This window comes from Syntrophothermus sp., assembly GCF_013314835.1.
GTDB lineage: Bacteria > Bacillota > Syntrophomonadia > Syntrophomonadales > Syntrophothermaceae > Syntrophothermus > Syntrophothermus lipocalidus.
This window is the reverse complement of record NZ_JABUEX010000002.1, coordinates 102316-117233: the sequence shown is the minus strand read 5'-3', so window position 1 is coordinate 117233 and position 14918 is coordinate 102316. Positions and strand designations below refer to the sequence as shown.

At 49.9% G+C, this 14918-nt stretch carries 15 protein-coding genes and 1 riboswitch; all 15 genes read right to left on the bottom strand.

Annotation, left to right across the window (positions count from 1 at the left end):
* Positions 1–217 precede the first annotated feature (217 nt).
* Positions 218–973, bottom strand: coding sequence for a twin-arginine translocase subunit TatC (tatC, locus tag HPY90_RS01800; protein WP_013175600.1), 756 nt, complete (start codon positions 971–973; stop codon positions 218–220).
* Between the two features lie 14 nt (positions 974–987).
* Positions 988–1956: a polyprenyl synthetase family protein gene (locus HPY90_RS01795; RefSeq protein WP_287190437.1), complete on the bottom strand. Its 969-nt coding sequence runs from the start codon at positions 1954–1956 to the stop codon at positions 988–990.
* A gap of 97 nt (positions 1957–2053) precedes the next feature.
* On the bottom strand, positions 2054–3307 hold the full coding sequence (eam, locus tag HPY90_RS01790) for a glutamate 2,3-aminomutase (RefSeq protein ID WP_013175602.1): 1254 nt from the start codon (positions 3305–3307) through the stop codon (positions 2054–2056).
* 373 nt (positions 3308–3680) lie between these two features.
* Positions 3681–3874: riboswitch (cyclic di-AMP (ydaO/yuaA leader) on the bottom strand.
* A gap of 315 nt (positions 3875–4189) precedes the next feature.
* Positions 4190–4816: a UbiX family flavin prenyltransferase gene (locus tag HPY90_RS01785; RefSeq protein ID WP_287190434.1), complete on the bottom strand. Its 627-nt coding sequence runs from the start codon at positions 4814–4816 to the stop codon at positions 4190–4192.
* Positions 4817–4836: 20 nt separating this feature from the next.
* Positions 4837–5691, bottom strand: a complete 855-nt coding sequence (locus tag HPY90_RS01780) for a UbiA-like polyprenyltransferase (protein WP_287190432.1) — start codon at positions 5689–5691, stop codon at positions 4837–4839.
* Entirely contained in the window at positions 5678–7126 is a 1449-nt protein-coding gene (locus HPY90_RS01775) for a menaquinone biosynthesis decarboxylase (RefSeq protein WP_287190430.1), read from the bottom strand. The genes HPY90_RS01780 and HPY90_RS01775 overlap by 14 nt, the downstream gene beginning before the upstream one ends.
* A 49-nt stretch (positions 7127–7175) precedes the next feature.
* The gene (locus HPY90_RS01770) at positions 7176–7967 is read right to left on the bottom strand and encodes a polyprenyl synthetase family protein (RefSeq protein ID WP_287190428.1); all 792 of its coding nucleotides are present in this window, start codon (positions 7965–7967) and stop codon (positions 7176–7178) included.
* A 532-nt stretch (positions 7968–8499) separates the two neighbouring features.
* Positions 8500–9468, bottom strand: a complete 969-nt coding sequence (locus HPY90_RS01765; RefSeq protein ID WP_287190426.1) for an acetyl-CoA carboxylase carboxyltransferase subunit alpha — start codon at positions 9466–9468, stop codon at positions 8500–8502.
* A complete protein-coding gene (gene accD / locus HPY90_RS01760; protein WP_013175608.1) occupies positions 9468–10334 on the bottom strand; it encodes an acetyl-CoA carboxylase, carboxyltransferase subunit beta in 867 nt (288 codons plus the stop codon). Before accD ends, HPY90_RS01765 begins: the two co-directional genes overlap by 1 nt.
* Before the next feature lie 7 nt (positions 10335–10341).
* On the bottom strand, positions 10342–10776 hold the full coding sequence (fabZ, locus tag HPY90_RS01755; protein ID WP_287190422.1) for a 3-hydroxyacyl-ACP dehydratase FabZ: 435 nt from the start codon (positions 10774–10776) through the stop codon (positions 10342–10344).
* A 9-nt stretch (positions 10777–10785) separates the two neighbouring features.
* Positions 10786–12030 (bottom strand): beta-ketoacyl-ACP synthase II, encoded by a 1245-nt coding sequence (fabF, locus tag HPY90_RS01750; protein ID WP_287190420.1) that lies wholly within the window; start codon positions 12028–12030, stop codon positions 10786–10788.
* Between the two features lie 12 nt (positions 12031–12042).
* Positions 12043–12282: an acyl carrier protein gene (gene acpP / locus HPY90_RS01745; RefSeq protein ID WP_287190418.1), complete on the bottom strand. Its 240-nt coding sequence runs from the start codon at positions 12280–12282 to the stop codon at positions 12043–12045.
* A 25-nt stretch (positions 12283–12307) separates the two neighbouring features.
* The gene (gene fabG, locus HPY90_RS01740; RefSeq protein ID WP_287190416.1) at positions 12308–13048 is read right to left on the bottom strand and encodes a 3-oxoacyl-[acyl-carrier-protein] reductase; all 741 of its coding nucleotides are present in this window, start codon (positions 13046–13048) and stop codon (positions 12308–12310) included.
* Positions 13032–13979: an ACP S-malonyltransferase gene (fabD, locus tag HPY90_RS01735; protein ID WP_287190414.1), complete on the bottom strand. Its 948-nt coding sequence runs from the start codon at positions 13977–13979 to the stop codon at positions 13032–13034. The genes fabG and fabD overlap by 17 nt, the downstream gene beginning before the upstream one ends.
* Positions 13967–14917 carry an enoyl-[acyl-carrier-protein] reductase FabK gene (gene fabK, locus HPY90_RS01730; RefSeq protein WP_287190412.1) on the bottom strand — a complete coding sequence of 317 codons (951 nt, stop codon included), beginning with the start codon at positions 14915–14917 and terminating at the stop codon, positions 13967–13969. Before fabK ends, fabD begins: the two co-directional genes overlap by 13 nt.
* Between the last annotated feature and the right edge of the window lies 1 nt (position 14918).

Sequence of the window (14918 nt, the reverse complement as noted above, 5' to 3'; positions counted from 1 at the left end):
TGGTAAAGCCCCTCCCGTCCTTTCCTCACCCCCCCTGACAAGAGGCTTTTTACCTGAGAACTCGTTATACACCACACACCGACCTTAGGGATTCAAGGGAACGCACATCTTCTCACTTATTCTACGTTACGACAATAATTCCTTCTTTCGGAGACAAGAATTAATTAGATTTTTTGTCTCAACGTAACAGCTGGCTCCCCAAATCTAAACGCTGATCTCAACTAGTTTCGACAACTGCTCCTTTGTTTTTGGGCCGCGCCAGTTTAGCAACCCATATGCTTATCTCGTACAACAGATAGACAGGCACTGCCATCATGGTCTGAGAAACCGGGTCAGGACCCGGAGTCAAAACAGCGGCGACGATGAAAATAGCGAGAAGGGCATATTTCCGATTACGTGCTAACGTACTGGCTTGGAGGATCCCTATTCTGGTCAAGAAGAACACGATAACCGGCAGTTCAAAGACCAGTCCAAACGGAATAGTTAGCGTAAGAACAAAAGAAAGATACTTGTCCACTGTAATCATCGGCTTGAGGTCACCGGAGATATAGACCATAAAAGCCAAAACCATCTTTAGTAGGGTAAAATAAGCAAATAAAACACCGGCTACAAACAACACCAGAATAATTGGAAACAGGGTATAGACGTATCGTTTCTCTTGGGGGTAAAGGGCAGGAGCAATGAAGCTCCAGAGCTCCCACGCTACAACCGGGAATGCGATGACCAGCCCGGCAAGAAGCGATAATTTCATCTTGACAAAAAATCCTTCTGTTACGCCGATGTACACCAAACTCAGCCCCATGCCCACATCTTTCAAAGGTTTCTGGATTATGGCCAGTATTTGATCGCTGTAGTAAAAGGACGCAAACGCGGCGATAACTATGGCTATGATCGATACCAGCAGGGCCCTGCGCAGGTCTTCCAAGTGGCGCATTAATGTTACCTTTTCATCTGGAGTAAGCTTCTTGAACACCAGTAAGCCTCCTTCTAAAAATCACGAGTAACAACGAATTCCGCTATCCGGTCTAAGACATTTCTCGCCGGTACATCGGGAAGAGATTTCAAAAGAGAACGGGCTTTCTCCGCGTATGAACAGGCTACCTTTAAAGCGTAATCAATTCCGCCGCTTGACAATACCATATCGATGGCATCCTCGGCCTCATTCTTACACCTTTCCGGTGAAGACAAAATCGAGGCCAAGAGCTGACTATCTTTCCCTTCGCGCAAGGCGTACAAAGCCGGAAGAGTGATTATCCCTTGCCTGATATCGCTTCCCACTGGCTTTCCCAGTACCTCTTCGCTGGCCACAAAATCGAGGACATCGTCCGTGATTTGAAAAGCCATTCCCAGGTAGTAACCGAACCTCCTCAAAACGGTAACCTTGTCCGCCGGAGCCCCACCGACCAGAGCGCCTGTCTGGCAACTCAACGACATCAACAACGCTGTCTTGCGCTCGATCCTGCGCAGGTAGTCCTTGTAGCCCTGTCCCACGTCAAAACAGCTGAGCATCTGGATGATTTCTCCTTCACAGACCTTCATGCTGACCGTCGCCAGGATATCTATTATATCCGGCCTTTCATAGGCCGCGATGAGGCTCAACGACTTTGCCAAGATGTAGTTGCCGGAATACAGGGATACGCGGTTACCCCAACACGCCTTTACCGTTTTCTGACCGCGGCGCGTGAAGGAATTATCGATCACATCATCATGAACCAAGGTAGCCATATGCACGAGTTCGAGGGCAACAGCTAAGGGAATCAATCCATCAAGTGAGGAAGAGTAAAAACTTCCAGAAAGAAGCACGAATGCCGGTCGGAGACGTTTCCCACCGGCCTTCACCAAATGCACGGAAGCCTCTTTAAGAAGGGATATTTCGGTAGTAATGGCCCTTACCAGCTCCTGTTCGACCTTTTCTAATTGTGGCTCTATGTCCCGAAATAAATCCAGGGAATTCATGCGTTTGCTCCTTAGACTGACTTAATATGAGATAGCCAGTCTAATTATATAGTTTTGAGACAAGTCCCTCAACCAAAACCTGTTCTGATTAGCCTACTTAGAAGCAGCAGTTTTGTACTTCAACTATCCTGCCCTCCCAGGTCCGGACTACGGCTTTATCCGGTTCCAACTTCAAAAGATACTGGGGCATAAGCGGTATTTTGCCAAATCCGCCCGGAGCATTGATTATATAGGTTGGCACCGCCAATCCCGAAGTATGTCCCCTTAGTGCTTCCATTATTTCCAGCCCTTTCTCGATGCTTACCCAGCGGTGACTGGTGCCGCGCACCGCTTTAGGGTGGAATATATAGTAAGGACGTACCCGTATACGCAAAAGCTCATGGTTCAACTTCTTCATGACAACAGGACAATCGTTGATTCCACGCAGTAGAACTGCCTGGTTGCCCAAAACAGCCCCGGCTTGAACGAGCATGTCACAAGCCTGTTTAGCCTCAGGAGTAACTTCCAGCGGGTGATTAAACTGAGTGTTGACATATATGGGAGGATGCTTGCTGATCACTTCGCAGAGCTCAGGAGTAACCCTCTGCGGTAAGGTGACCGGAATCCTGGTTCCAATGCGTTTAATCTCCACGTGGGGAATCCTGTCCAACTCCGTAAGGATCCAGTCCAATGTCCTGTCGCTCAACAGCAGTGCATCACCCCCCGTGATCAACACGTCTCGGATCTCGGGGTTGCCCGAGATATAGTGCAGAGCAGCTCGAACATCCTCCCTGCTAGCATGCTGATCGATTTCACCTATATTCCTCCTTCTCTGGCAGTGACGGCAGAACATGGCACACTGGTTAGTTACGTTGATTATTAGCCGGTCCGGGTAACGCCGGGTAATACGCGGGGCAGGCGAAGTTCCCGCTTCGTCCATTGGATCCAATTCGCCCTTTGGCAACAACTCCCTGGGGTCAGGTACCGCCTGCAGGTAAACAGGGTTGTTTAGGTAGTCATCTCCGACCAAGCTAAGGTAATAAGGAGATACTGCCCACCGGTACGTCCTCCCAACCTTGGTAATACCCCTGCTTTCAAAAGTTGAGATATCCAGTATCTTCGTCAAAACACTTACGTCATTGATGCGGTTACGCATGTGCCACTTCCAGTTATTCCAATCCTTCTCGGTTCCACCCAAAACCTGGAGTATTCTTCGTTTCCGCACTTGGACCCAAGCTTGAACCTCAGGCGACATCCCGCAAGGAATCTGGTCGCGTACCTTCAAATACTCCAGGGCATCCTGTTTTAACTCCGCTGCACGAGCCATGGCCCGTGACATTTCCGCTTCCATAACCGTTTTTTTCGGCATCATTCATCCCTCCCTACCAAGGTCATCTCAACTCCGATGTCTTCCCATTTATGTAATCTATTACCACTCAGGATCGTACGAGTTCCTGTTACAAAAGTACTTCACTATTTTTATATTCCGGTGTCGATAAAACACCGTTTCATTAGCGAGAATATTGGGGGAAATCTACTTAGACGTTATGTTATGTAAATCATCAAATGATCGCTCGAGGAAAACCAGATGTGAAAGACAGAGGCCAGAATACAGGGATTAAAGTACCTCGGCAAAAGGAGCGCGTAAACTGCTTATTAAACATAATTCAGCAAGCAACGCTCCTCCCTCTTTAAGAGCAAAAAGGCCAAAGGAAACCTTTGGTCTTCATGGGATAAACGACCTTGTCTCCCCCAAATGACGCTTACGAGGTTAGCTGACGGATTCGGGCTCAGGGATAGCCCTACCCTGCTTTGGCCGAACGCTTAGCCGTTTCAAAGAATGCCTGCCGTTCGAGCCGGTGCCCGCAAGGATTCACCCCAAACATGAAATGGTTCCCCCGCTCTTCTTCTGACGAAGAAGACTCAGCGATCAGACAAGCTTTGTAGTCATATCCGATTGAACGTTATCAGCAAAGAACCGATTCGATTAAGCCTTACCTACCTCCTGCTGCCTCCCAAGGTCTTTAGTGTCGATTTGGCATCGACATAGAAACAATGGCTTACACTCCAGACAAACATCCACGCTAGTTTTAATCTACCATAAGCCCGCCTCACGTGTCAAAACCAACAAATTCTTGGTTCCGGTCCTCAACGCTAGGCGAGGCCGACAAAACTCCAGGCAAAAAACGTTTTCGCATTCGCCCCAGAGCACTAGTTCTTCATTCTTAATTCTTAATTCTTCATTCTTCATTCTTCATTCGTAATTCTTAATTCCTGAAGAACTGCCACCTTCATACCTCCGAAACAAATCGTGATCTATTTCCAAAAGGTCAAGTACTTTCCCGACCACGAAATCTACTAGGTCCTGGATACTCTGCGGCTTGTGGTAGAAACCCGGCATAGCCGGAACTATTGATGCGCCTAGCCGGGCCAATTCCAGCATGTTTTTCAGGTGTATAGCACTGAGAGGAGTCTCGCGAGGAACCATAATCAACGGGCGTCGCTCTTTAAGCACCACATCTGCTGCTCTTTGGACCAGGTTCGCAGAAAGACCGTTAGCTATCCCCGCCAGAGTAGACATAGAACACGGGGCGATTATCATGCCTCGCACCCGGAAAGAACCACTGGCCGGGGGAGCCCATATTTCGTGGTTCTCGTAGACAAAAAGTCCATTCTCAAAACATCCCCGAATTCCCTGCCGGCAAGCAGCCACCACTTCTTGTTCAATATCCCAGCCGAGTTCCTCGGCCAGAACCACCCTTGCTGGGTTACTCACGATAAGATGGACCTCGAACTCCCGTGCCAGGAGTTCTTCGGCTAGACGCACCCCATATATCACTCCGCTAGCCCCAGTTATCCCGAGAATGAACCTGTTATCCACATTTCACCTCTATATCTTGCTTATTTCAGTAGATCAATGGTGGTCATGAGAAAGACCACCAGGCCGACATAGTGGTTAATCTTGAATGAAGCCAAGGTCACTAAAGAAAGGTCCTGGGGGCGTACCAGACTATGTTCGTACAGCAGTATCCCGATGACAAAAAGGATTCCGGCATAATACCAGGTCCCCAAGCGCAAAACTAACCCGGTCAAGACAAAGAATACAACCGTCAAAGTGTGAAACGCTTTAGCAAACCTCAAGGCCCCTTCTACCCCGAAACGAGCTGGTATTGAGTAAAGCCCTTCCTTACGGTCAAACTCAATATCCTGACAAGCATACATGGTGTCAAAGCCGGCAATCCAGCATCCTACCCCTAGCCACAATAAAAAGGGCTGCCAGTCTAGACTACCTGTAACCGCAATCCATCCCCCGACTGGCCCCATTCCTACTGACAATCCGAGGATCAGATGGCACCACCACGTGAAACGCTTGGTATAAGAATAAACCCAAAGCACGGCAACCGCCAGGGGAGCTAGCTTAACGCAAAGAGGGTTTAGCTGATAGGCGGCAAAGAACAGCAACCCCAGGCATGCAAACACCGCAGCCCACACTAATGGCACCGGTAACTCGCCTTTGGCCATAGTCCAGTTTGCGGTTCGAGGATTCCGCCGGTCGATCTCACGATCGATGAGGCGGTTTAAACACAAAGCAGCGGTTCTCGCACCGAACATGGCTACCGTGATCCAGATCAAATGGTAAGCTGTAGGTATGCCCCGGACCGCCAGAAAAGCCCCCAGATAAGCAAAAGGCAGCCCGAAAAGCGTATGTTCGAAATCGATCATACGCAAGAACAGCCGTGTTTTACTCAAAACCATAATCCTTCCACCTGCGGTCGACTAGATTCTTGACTTCTGGTGACATTCGAATGTCGTCCGGCCATTCCCGGGGATGTCCCTCAGTTACCCACTTTTTAGTAGCATCTATGCCTACCTTAGTTCCGTATAGAGGAGTGGGAGACGAGTGGTCCAAAACGTCTAGGGGGCCTTCCACTATCTCTATATCGCGCCGCGGGTCGGTGTTGTTGAAAACCTTCCAAGCTACTTCGGACGTATTCTGAACATTCACGTCTTCATTCACCACCACGATGAACTTCGCGAACATCATCTGTCCCATACCCCACAGGGCATGCATCACCTTCTTAGCATGCCGGGGATAGCTCTTCTTTATCGAAACCAAGACACAGTTATGGAAAACCCCTTCTAACGGCATATTGATGTCCACGATCTCAGGTAGCTGAAGCCGTAACAGAGGCAGAAATATCCGCTCCGTCGCCTTTCCCATGTAGCAATCCTCCATGGGAGGCTTCCCTACAACCGTAGTCATATAAATGGGATTTCTTCGATGGGTTATACAAGTGATATGAAAAACAGGAAATTCTTCGGGCAGCGAGTAATACCCGGTATGATCCCCGAATGGCCCCTCCACCCTGGTTTCGCCTGGCTCTACATACCCCTCCAAGACTATTTCCGCTTCTGCAGGCACCTCCAAATCTACTGTCCGACATCTTACCACTTCTACTGGCCGTCTGCGCAAAAAACCGGCAAAAACCAGCTCGTAAACGTCTTTCGGTAGCGGAGCGGTAGCCGAATAGACGGTAGCTGGATCGGCTCCGATTGCGACCGCCACCTCCATTCTTTTGCCCAAAGCGCAGTACTTGCGATAATTTTGAGCTCCATCATGATGAGCGTGCCAGTGCATACCAGTAGTTTTGCTGTCATAAACCTGCATTCGGTACATACCCATGTTGGGTTTTCCGGTTTCAGGGTCTTTAGTAAAGACTAAAGGCAGAGTAATGTACCTGCCCGCATCGCCCGGCCAACACTTTAATACAGGAAGAATATCCAAAGACGGATCTGAAACGACCACCTCTTGGCAAGGACCGGATTTTACCTTCTTGGGCATATAGGTAGACAGTTCGGCCAGCTTCGGCAACATCTTCAGCTTCCCTAGCATGGAGTCGGGAACGTTTTCAATCATACCAAGCAGTTCCTCAATTCTTCCGGAGATATCGGAGAAACGCTCCACTCCCAGGGCCATGGCCATTCTCTCGTAACTGCCAACCGAGTTTATCAATACCGGCATGTCCGACCCCTTCACCTTTTCGAAAAACAAAGCAGGCCCGCAGGCCTTACTAACACGGTCAGTAACTTCCGTTATTTCCAACTCAGGGTCAACTTCTGCCTCTATACGCTTAAGCCATCCACGATATTCGAGAGCACTTACAAAATCGCGTAAGTTTCTGTAAGACACCTATCATTCCTCCTCAACGGCCACAGACATCGTGAAATACCTAGCCGTCCTAAAACACCTGGGCGGGTACACCGCCGCCGGAGTCCGACTTCGAAATAGCCCTCAGTTGCCACGTGTAGTTCCAGACCTCATTGACAAGCCTATCGATTAAGCGAAGCTCATCCTTGAAATCGTCACTGGTAAGCAATAACAAATCTCCGGCTTCTTCCAAATAAGAAAGGGATGAAACGTGACGCAATTTTTCGTACTCTACGCCCAGTGCAAGTCCCAGTTTATTTCCGACCTCTCGATAGATTAGTTGTTCCGCAGCTGGCAAGTTAGCCACCATAGAAGCCGTCAGGAAAGCGTTTTTGTATAGCGTTGCTTTTTCTTTCGCTATTACTTCCAGATCCTTTTTATTCCCGCCCTTCATTTTTCGGATGACCCTACCTTCGTTAATCTCCATTATCATTTCCGCAAAAGTACGAGCCAGATACTGCGAATCATTCTCACTTAAGAGTTTCAACACCCTCCCGAAAAGGTAGTCCCCGATCAGGATGTTGAACTGGAGACGTCCGTCATATCCTTGCCCCTCTTCATCGTCGCCCACCATATCATGAATATGGTTAGCGAGATAAGCAAGGCGAAATATAGTGACCATGTATACCGTGCACCGAAATCCTACCTTTAGTCCTCGATAAACCAAAGCTGTCACTTGCGGTAGCATGCGCCAGTGTAAATCGTTTTCCATGTCTCGAAAAAAACAAACCACTTCCAGAGGCCACGGACCTAAGTTCTTGTCCATCAGCACATTACTCGCTGCTAATTCATCCCTGACCTCGGCAACGACCGGCAGGTTCATTGAATGTATTGATCCCCCTTCTTCCCCCAAATGACCTCTGTAGCCGGATCCGTCTCTTACTGAAACCCGCTGAGGTACCTATTAGATTTTAAACCATCAGGGATTGTATGAAAAGAAGGTACATGGCTTGGAAGTGAAAAAGGGGCGGAAGGGGTTGCTATGAAGGTGGAGCCACAGATGGGCACTGATGGGCACAGATTAACACGGGTATTATATAATTTCGACGCTGATTAACGCTGAACCAAAAAATAACAACAAATTATCAGGTGTATTAGGAAATATAGGTAAGGATGGAACGCTCTGATAATTTGATAATATGATATCACTGCGAAAACCTCTTCGGTTGACCAGTGGTTGCCTGGTATGTAGTGCTAGAACCAAAAATGGCCACAAACTATTAGGCTAAGACTATATGGTTTACCTTTTTGGCAGTGAAATCACATATGTTTGTCCCTTTTAAAAAATCTGAGTTAATCAGCGTTCTAAATCACAATTTACTTAATGCTTATCAGCGTCATTCTGTGTCAAATAATCACATCTCGTCTTCTGAAAAAACTCCGATTTTCCGCAAGCGCCGGTACCGCATATGGACCAGTTCTTGAGGGTTTTTCTCCATCAGTTCACGCAAATGCAATCTTAGCCTAGATTTTACCACCTCGAACGTGCCTTCATTGTCCCGGTGAGCACCTTCTAAGGGTTCCGGAACAATCTCATCGATCACACCCATAGCCGCGAGATCCGGTGCGGTCATCTTCAGATACCGCGCCATCTCTTCTGCCCGGGAAGCATCATTCCACAAGATAGATGCACAACCTTCAGGAGAAATCACCGAGTAAACGCTATAAGAAAGCATCAACACCCGATCCGCGACTCCCAAGGCTAAAGCCCCGCCACTTCCTCCCTCACCAATAACAACGCTGATACAGGGGACCTTCAAGCTAGCCATCTGCATTATCGTCTGAGAAATAGCCCATCCCTGTCCTCGCTGCTCCGCTTCGATCCCGGGAAAAGCCCCTTGGGTATCGATAAAGCAGATAACCGGACGTCCGAATTTCTCAGCCTGCCTCATCAGCCGTTGAGCCTTACGATACCCTTCCGGGTGCGGGCACCCAAAATTGCGCATTAAGTTCTCGTCAGTATCCTTCCCTTTCTGGTGACCGATCACCGTTACCGCTACGCCTTCGAACCTAGCTAATCCACCGACAATCGCCGGGTCTTCTCCAAAGCAGCGGTCACCATGGAGTTCAATGAAATCCGTAAATATGGCTCCGATATAGTCCAAAGTCGTCGGCCGGTTAGGGTGTCTTGCTATCTGGTACTTCTGCCAAGGAGTAAGATTTTGGTAGCGTTCTTCCTTGAGACGAGCTACCTTACTTTCCAGACTGGATATTTCCTCGGCCAGGTCGATGTTCTTCTGTTCGGCTATGTCTTTCAGCTCTTCCAGCTTGGCCTTCAGTTCTAGATAATCCCTCTCAAAATCCAAAGGGCGAATATCTGGCACTATACCGCCCCCTTTGCATGCAATGACAAGAGCAGCGCCAGCACCTGTTTCATTTCTTTACGATGCACTATCTTGTCGATAAACCCGTGTTTGAGCATAGACTCGGCCTTTTGAAAGTCGGGCGGCAGTTTCTGCCTTATAGTCTGCTCTATGACTCTGGGCCCGGCAAAACCTATCATCGTTCCCGGCTCGGTAAGAATGATATCCGCTAAAGTGGCAAAACTTGCGGTCACTCCCCCAGTGGTGGGATGCGTCAGCACCGCTATATAGAGAAGTCCTCTTCCTGCAAATCGCCCAACCGCCGCCGCGGTTTTGGCCATCTGCATCAAAGAAAGCATCCCTTCTTGCATCCTAGCCCCACCCGAAGTAGTGAACATGATCAACGGCAATTCTTCGTCAAGGGCCTTTTCAAAAAGCCTTGCTATCTTTTCGCCAACCGCCGACCCCATACTTCCCATCATGAAGCGGCCGTCCATAACCCCTAAGAAAACCGGAATACCGTCAATGGTGGCTTTGCCGGTAACTACCGCTTCTGGCAAACCGGAAAGCTCCCGTGCCGCATCCAGTTTTTCCCGGTAACCAGGGAAAGCTATCGGATCAACCGAAGTTAATCCGCGGTCCATCTCGGTAAAACTGCCTTCGTCCGTAATCATCCATATCCGTTCTCCGGCTGACAAAGGATGGTGATAATCGCATTGCGGACACACCTTGAGGTTGGTATCCAATTCCTCCTGCCTGGTTCGGTTTCCACATCTGGGACACCGCTTGACCGCAGGTATTTCTATGGGCGGGAGGTCAGGAGTATGAACCGGAAGGGTAACGTATTTTTTTTTGTTAGACTTACGGTCAAATACATCTTTCAACATCTATCAGTTATGCCCTCCCGTCTTCCAACGCAAACATGAACTCTCCGCTCACCACGAGTTCGCCCCCGACCGTAGCCCGACCCTGGGCTTTGCCGATGAGGCCCTTCATCTTTGTCAACTCCACTTCTAGTAATAACTGATCCCCCGGAACCACCATGCGCTTAAACCTTACTTTGTCGATCCCGGCAAAATAAGCCAGCCGTCCCCGGTATTGTTCCTGGCACAAAAGAGCGCAACCCCCTACCTGGGCAAGAGCCTCCAGCACCAACACCCCCGGCATTACTGGCACACCGGGAAAATGCCCCTGGAAAAAGGGCTCGTTGACCGTTACATTCTTGATCCCAACCGCCCTTTTTCCCGGCTCTAACTCGATAATGCGGTCAACCAATAAAAACGGATAGCGGTGGGGAAGTATGGTTTGAATATCACCAGCACTCAGCATAAAACCACCTTATTGTTCAAACTTACGAACGACCAGCACAGCGTTATGCCCGCCGAACCCCAGGGAATCGGAAACCGCCACTCGTACAGTTCGATTCCGACAAGTATTGGGCACGTAATCTAAGTCGCACTCGGGATCCGGAGTCGTGTAATTAATGGTCGGGGGAATAATGTCGTTTTTGCAAGCTAAAACGGCAACCATCAACTCTACCGCCCCTGCAGCGCCCAGCATATGTCCGGTCATGCTTTTGGTAGAACTGATAGCCACGCTATAAGCATGTTCTCCAAAAGTCCTCTTAATAGCCTTAGTTTCCATGGGGTCATTCATATCAGTGCTCGTACCGTGGGCATTAATGTAGTCCACGTCTTTGGCCTCAATTCCCGCATCTCTGAGAGCCAGGGCAAAGGCCCTTGCCGCCCCTTCACCGTCCGGCGCGGGTTGAACGATATGATAAGCGTCCGCGGTGCTCCCATACCCGATAACTTCTGCGTAAATCCTGGCCCCCCGTGCCAGGGCTCGCTCCATTTCCTCCAGTATCACGATGCCGGCGCCTTCTCCCATAACGAAACCGTCTCGCTCGGCATCGAAAGGCCTGCTGGCTTTCTCAGGTTCATCATTTCTCGTCGACAGGGCCTTCATAGCACAAAAACCGGCTATGCCCAGAGGAGTTATGGCTGCTTCTGCACCTCCTGCTATCATAATGTCTGCATCGCCGCGTTGGATGATACGGAACGCGTCTCCAATACAGTTAGTGCCGGTGGCACAGGCAGTTACCGTGCAGCCATTGGGTCCTTTGGCACCAAACATTATCGACACCTGACCTGAAGCCATGTTAGGGATAAGCATCGGTATGAAAAACGGGCTGACACTACCCGCCCCTTTGTTGATCAGATTATTGTGTTGGGTTTCGTAAGTCTCCAGTCCTCCTATACCCGACCCGATCCATACGCCTGTTCGATCCGCCAGAGTCGCATCGACCACTATGCCCGAGTCCTCCAAGGCCATCTTGGTCGCCGCACAGGCAAATTGGACAAATCTGTCCATCCGCCGTGCTTCCTTGCGGCTAAAGAAATCCCCCGGGTTGAAATGCTTTACTTGAGCCGCAATTCTGGTAGGGTAAGCCGAGACATCGAATCGTTCGATAACGCTCACCCCGCTTTGGCCTCGGAGCAGGCTATCCCAAAACGAGGGAATATCGTTACCTACCGGGCTGATAACCCCCAACCCAGTGACCACTACCCGTCTTCGCTTCATTCTAGCTCACCCTTATTTTCCCTGCAGTCTTGCTTCCAGGTACTCGACTACGTCCTTAACCGTCTTCATATTTTCAGCAACCTCTTCCGGAATCTCGAGTTCGTACTTTTCCTCCAATAGCATCAACATTTCCACCACGTCAAGCGAATCTGCCCCCAAATCATCGGTGAAACTGGATTCAAGGGTAATTTCCTCCGGAGTGATGTCCAATACCTCTACAATTACGTTTTTGATGGTTTCAAAAACCGACACAGTATCTCCTCCTTGAAAGTTGTTTTTATGTCATGCCCCCGTCTACGGGGATGACTTGCCCATTGACATAGGAAGCATCGTCAGAGGCCAAAAAAGCCACAACCGCGGCTACTTCTTCCGGAGTGCCTGGCCTTCCTAACGGTATACGGGATACCAAGGACTGCCGAGCCTCAGGAGAAAACCTAGCCGTCATAGCTGTCTCTATGTATCCCGGTGCAACCGCATTTACCGTGATACCCCGGCTTCCGTATTCTTTGGCAACCGAACGCGTGAAGCCTATAACTCCCGCTTTTGAAGCCGCGTAATGAGCTTGACCTACGTTACCCGACAAGCCCACTACCGAAGCAAGGTTAATTATCCTGCCTTGCCTATTTTTCATCATAATACGGATTGCCTCTCTGGTACAGAGAAAAGTTCCGGTAAGGTTTATCCTCAGGGTCTGCTCCCACTCCTCATCGGAAATCCGAACCAACAGGTTATCCCGGGCTATGCCAGCGTTATTAACCAAAACGTTTACTGTTCCAAAGGCTGCAACGGCTTGCTGGAAAAGTCCTTTTACCTGTTTGGGATCGGATATGTCCGCCAGGACTCCTACGGCCTCTGTACCTAAACTCTTGATTTCTTCCACGACTTCATCCAATTCTTGTTGGGCCCCCACATCATTGAGCACTACCCTGAACCCTTCGCGGGCCAGACGCATAGCTATGGCTTTGCCTATTCCGCGGGCACTTCCCGTAACTACAGCCACCTTATTTTCGCTGACCATGGTCCACCTCCTCCCATTTTGCCAGGAGTCTACTCAGAGAAGACGCGTCCTCGACATTCCCTAGCATCTGTTTCTTGGCTTGTTTTCTAATGAGAGCGGAGAGAACTTTCCCGGGTCCCACTTCTACAAAATAGTCTACCCGACCTGACATATATGCGACCGATTGCTCCCATAGAACCGGGCGAAACAACTGTTGTGTCAATGATTCTCTGATCTCTTCCCAACGGATCTCGCGGGCGGTTACGTTGCTTATAACAGGAAAACTAGGCTCCTTCCAGTCCACAAGGCTTAACTCCTGTAGCAACAAGGCAGCCGCGTCCTTCATCAGCAAACAGTGAGAAGGTACACTGACTGCCAGGGGCACCACTTTCCCGCCAGCTTGCCGTAAGCGCTCCATCGCTTTTTCCACAGCTATTTTTTCGCCTGATATCACAATTTGCCCGGGACAATTATAATTAGCGACACTCACCACTCCATATGAAGAACTGGCTTGACAAGCCTCTACAACTACCCCGGAATCCATGCCCACGACCGCCGCCATCATTCCCCGCCCTTCAGCAACCGCTTCCTGCATGATCCGTCCCCGCTTTGCCACCAGTTTCAGAGCTGACTCAAGATCCAGGGCACCGGCCGCAACCAAAGCACTGTATTCGCCCAAACTCAAACCAGCCGCTACACAAGGCAGTATTCCTCGAGACTTCAGTAATTCAAAAGCGGCGATGCTAGTAGCGAGTATGGCTGGTTGAGTTACCTCTGTGCGGTCCAGCTCCTCGACTGGGCCCTCAAAACAAACCCTGCTCAGGCTATAGCCCAACACGTCGTCGGCCTGTTTGAATACTTCGCGTGCTTCCTTAAAATTCTCGGCCAGGTCTCTGCCCATCCCTACATACTGGGCCCCCTGTCCCGGGAAAACAAAGGCTAATCGGAGCACAAGTACCCCCCCATTTTTCTCAAAACACTCTCCGCTTGTTCCATAACCTCCAGCACGATCTCTTCAGCCGGCTGAATTTTGTGCACCAAACCGGCTATCTGTCCTGCCAGGACTGTGCCGTTATCAGTGTCCCCCTCAAGGGCGGCCGCCGGGTACTTGCCGGAGGCAAGTTCATCCAGTTCTTGAGGACTCAACCCTTCTTTTTCACGGGCCAGGTAGTAACGGATAAACTGGTTATATATAGCTCTAACCGGGTGACCGGTAGAAAGTCCACATGCGACCGTATCTCTATCCTTGGCTTTTAAAACCTTTTCCTTATAACGCGGGTGAGCCGGGCACTCTTCAGCGCAAATGAACCTGGTACCCATCTGCACTCCCTCAGCGCCTAAGGCCAAGACCGCCGCAAACCCTCGTCCATCGGCTATCCCCCCTGCGGCAATCACCGGAACATCCACTGCATCTACTACCATCGGTACGAGACACATAGTAGTCATCTCCCCGATGTGCCCGCCTGACTCCATCCCCTCCGCAATCACCGCGTCTGCTCCCAGTCGGACCAAACGCTTGGCTAGAGGTACTGAGGCCACTACTGGAATCACCTTTATGCCCTGGTCTTTCAGGCTAGAAATGTATTTGCCGGGGTTGCCCGCACCGGTAGTAACTACCGGCACCTTCTCTTGTATTACAGTCTTAACGTTCTCTTCTATGTACGGAGACGTCAGTATCAAATTCACGCCGAAAGGCTTATCGGTTATGCCACGTACCGTTTCAATCTCTTTCTTAAGCCAGCGGGAATCAGCACCTCCCACGCCTATGATGCCTAAACCGCCCGCCTTTGATACTGCTCCTGCCAGCTGCCCGGTTGCTATCCAGGCCATTCCTCCTTGGAATAAAGGGTACTTGATTCCTAGAAGCTCAGTCACCCTAGTTCTCAGCACG

Excerpts from the sequence above, each read along its gene's own strand:
- HPY90_RS01795 (WP_287190437.1), bottom strand. The coding sequence starts at position 1,956 with ATGAATTCCCTGGATTTATTTCGGGACATAGAGCCACAATTAGAAAAG.
- eam (WP_013175602.1), bottom strand. The coding sequence starts at position 3,307 with ATGATGCCGAAAAAAACGGTTATGGAAGCGGAAATGTCACGGGCCATG.
- HPY90_RS01780 (WP_287190432.1), bottom strand. The coding sequence starts at position 5,691 with ATGGTTTTGAGTAAAACACGGCTGTTCTTGCGTATGATCGATTTCGAA.
- HPY90_RS01770 (WP_287190428.1), bottom strand. The coding sequence starts at position 7,967 with ATGAACCTGCCGGTCGTTGCCGAGGTCAGGGATGAATTAGCAGCGAGT.
- accD (WP_013175608.1), bottom strand. The coding sequence starts at position 10,334 with ATGTTGAAAGATGTATTTGACCGTAAGTCTAACAAAAAAAAATACGTT.
- fabZ (WP_287190422.1), bottom strand. The coding sequence starts at position 10,776 with ATGCTGAGTGCTGGTGATATTCAAACCATACTTCCCCACCGCTATCCG.
- fabF (WP_287190420.1), bottom strand. The coding sequence starts at position 12,030 with ATGAAGCGAAGACGGGTAGTGGTCACTGGGTTGGGGGTTATCAGCCCG.
- fabG (WP_287190416.1), bottom strand. The coding sequence starts at position 13,048 with ATGGTCAGCGAAAATAAGGTGGCTGTAGTTACGGGAAGTGCCCGCGGA.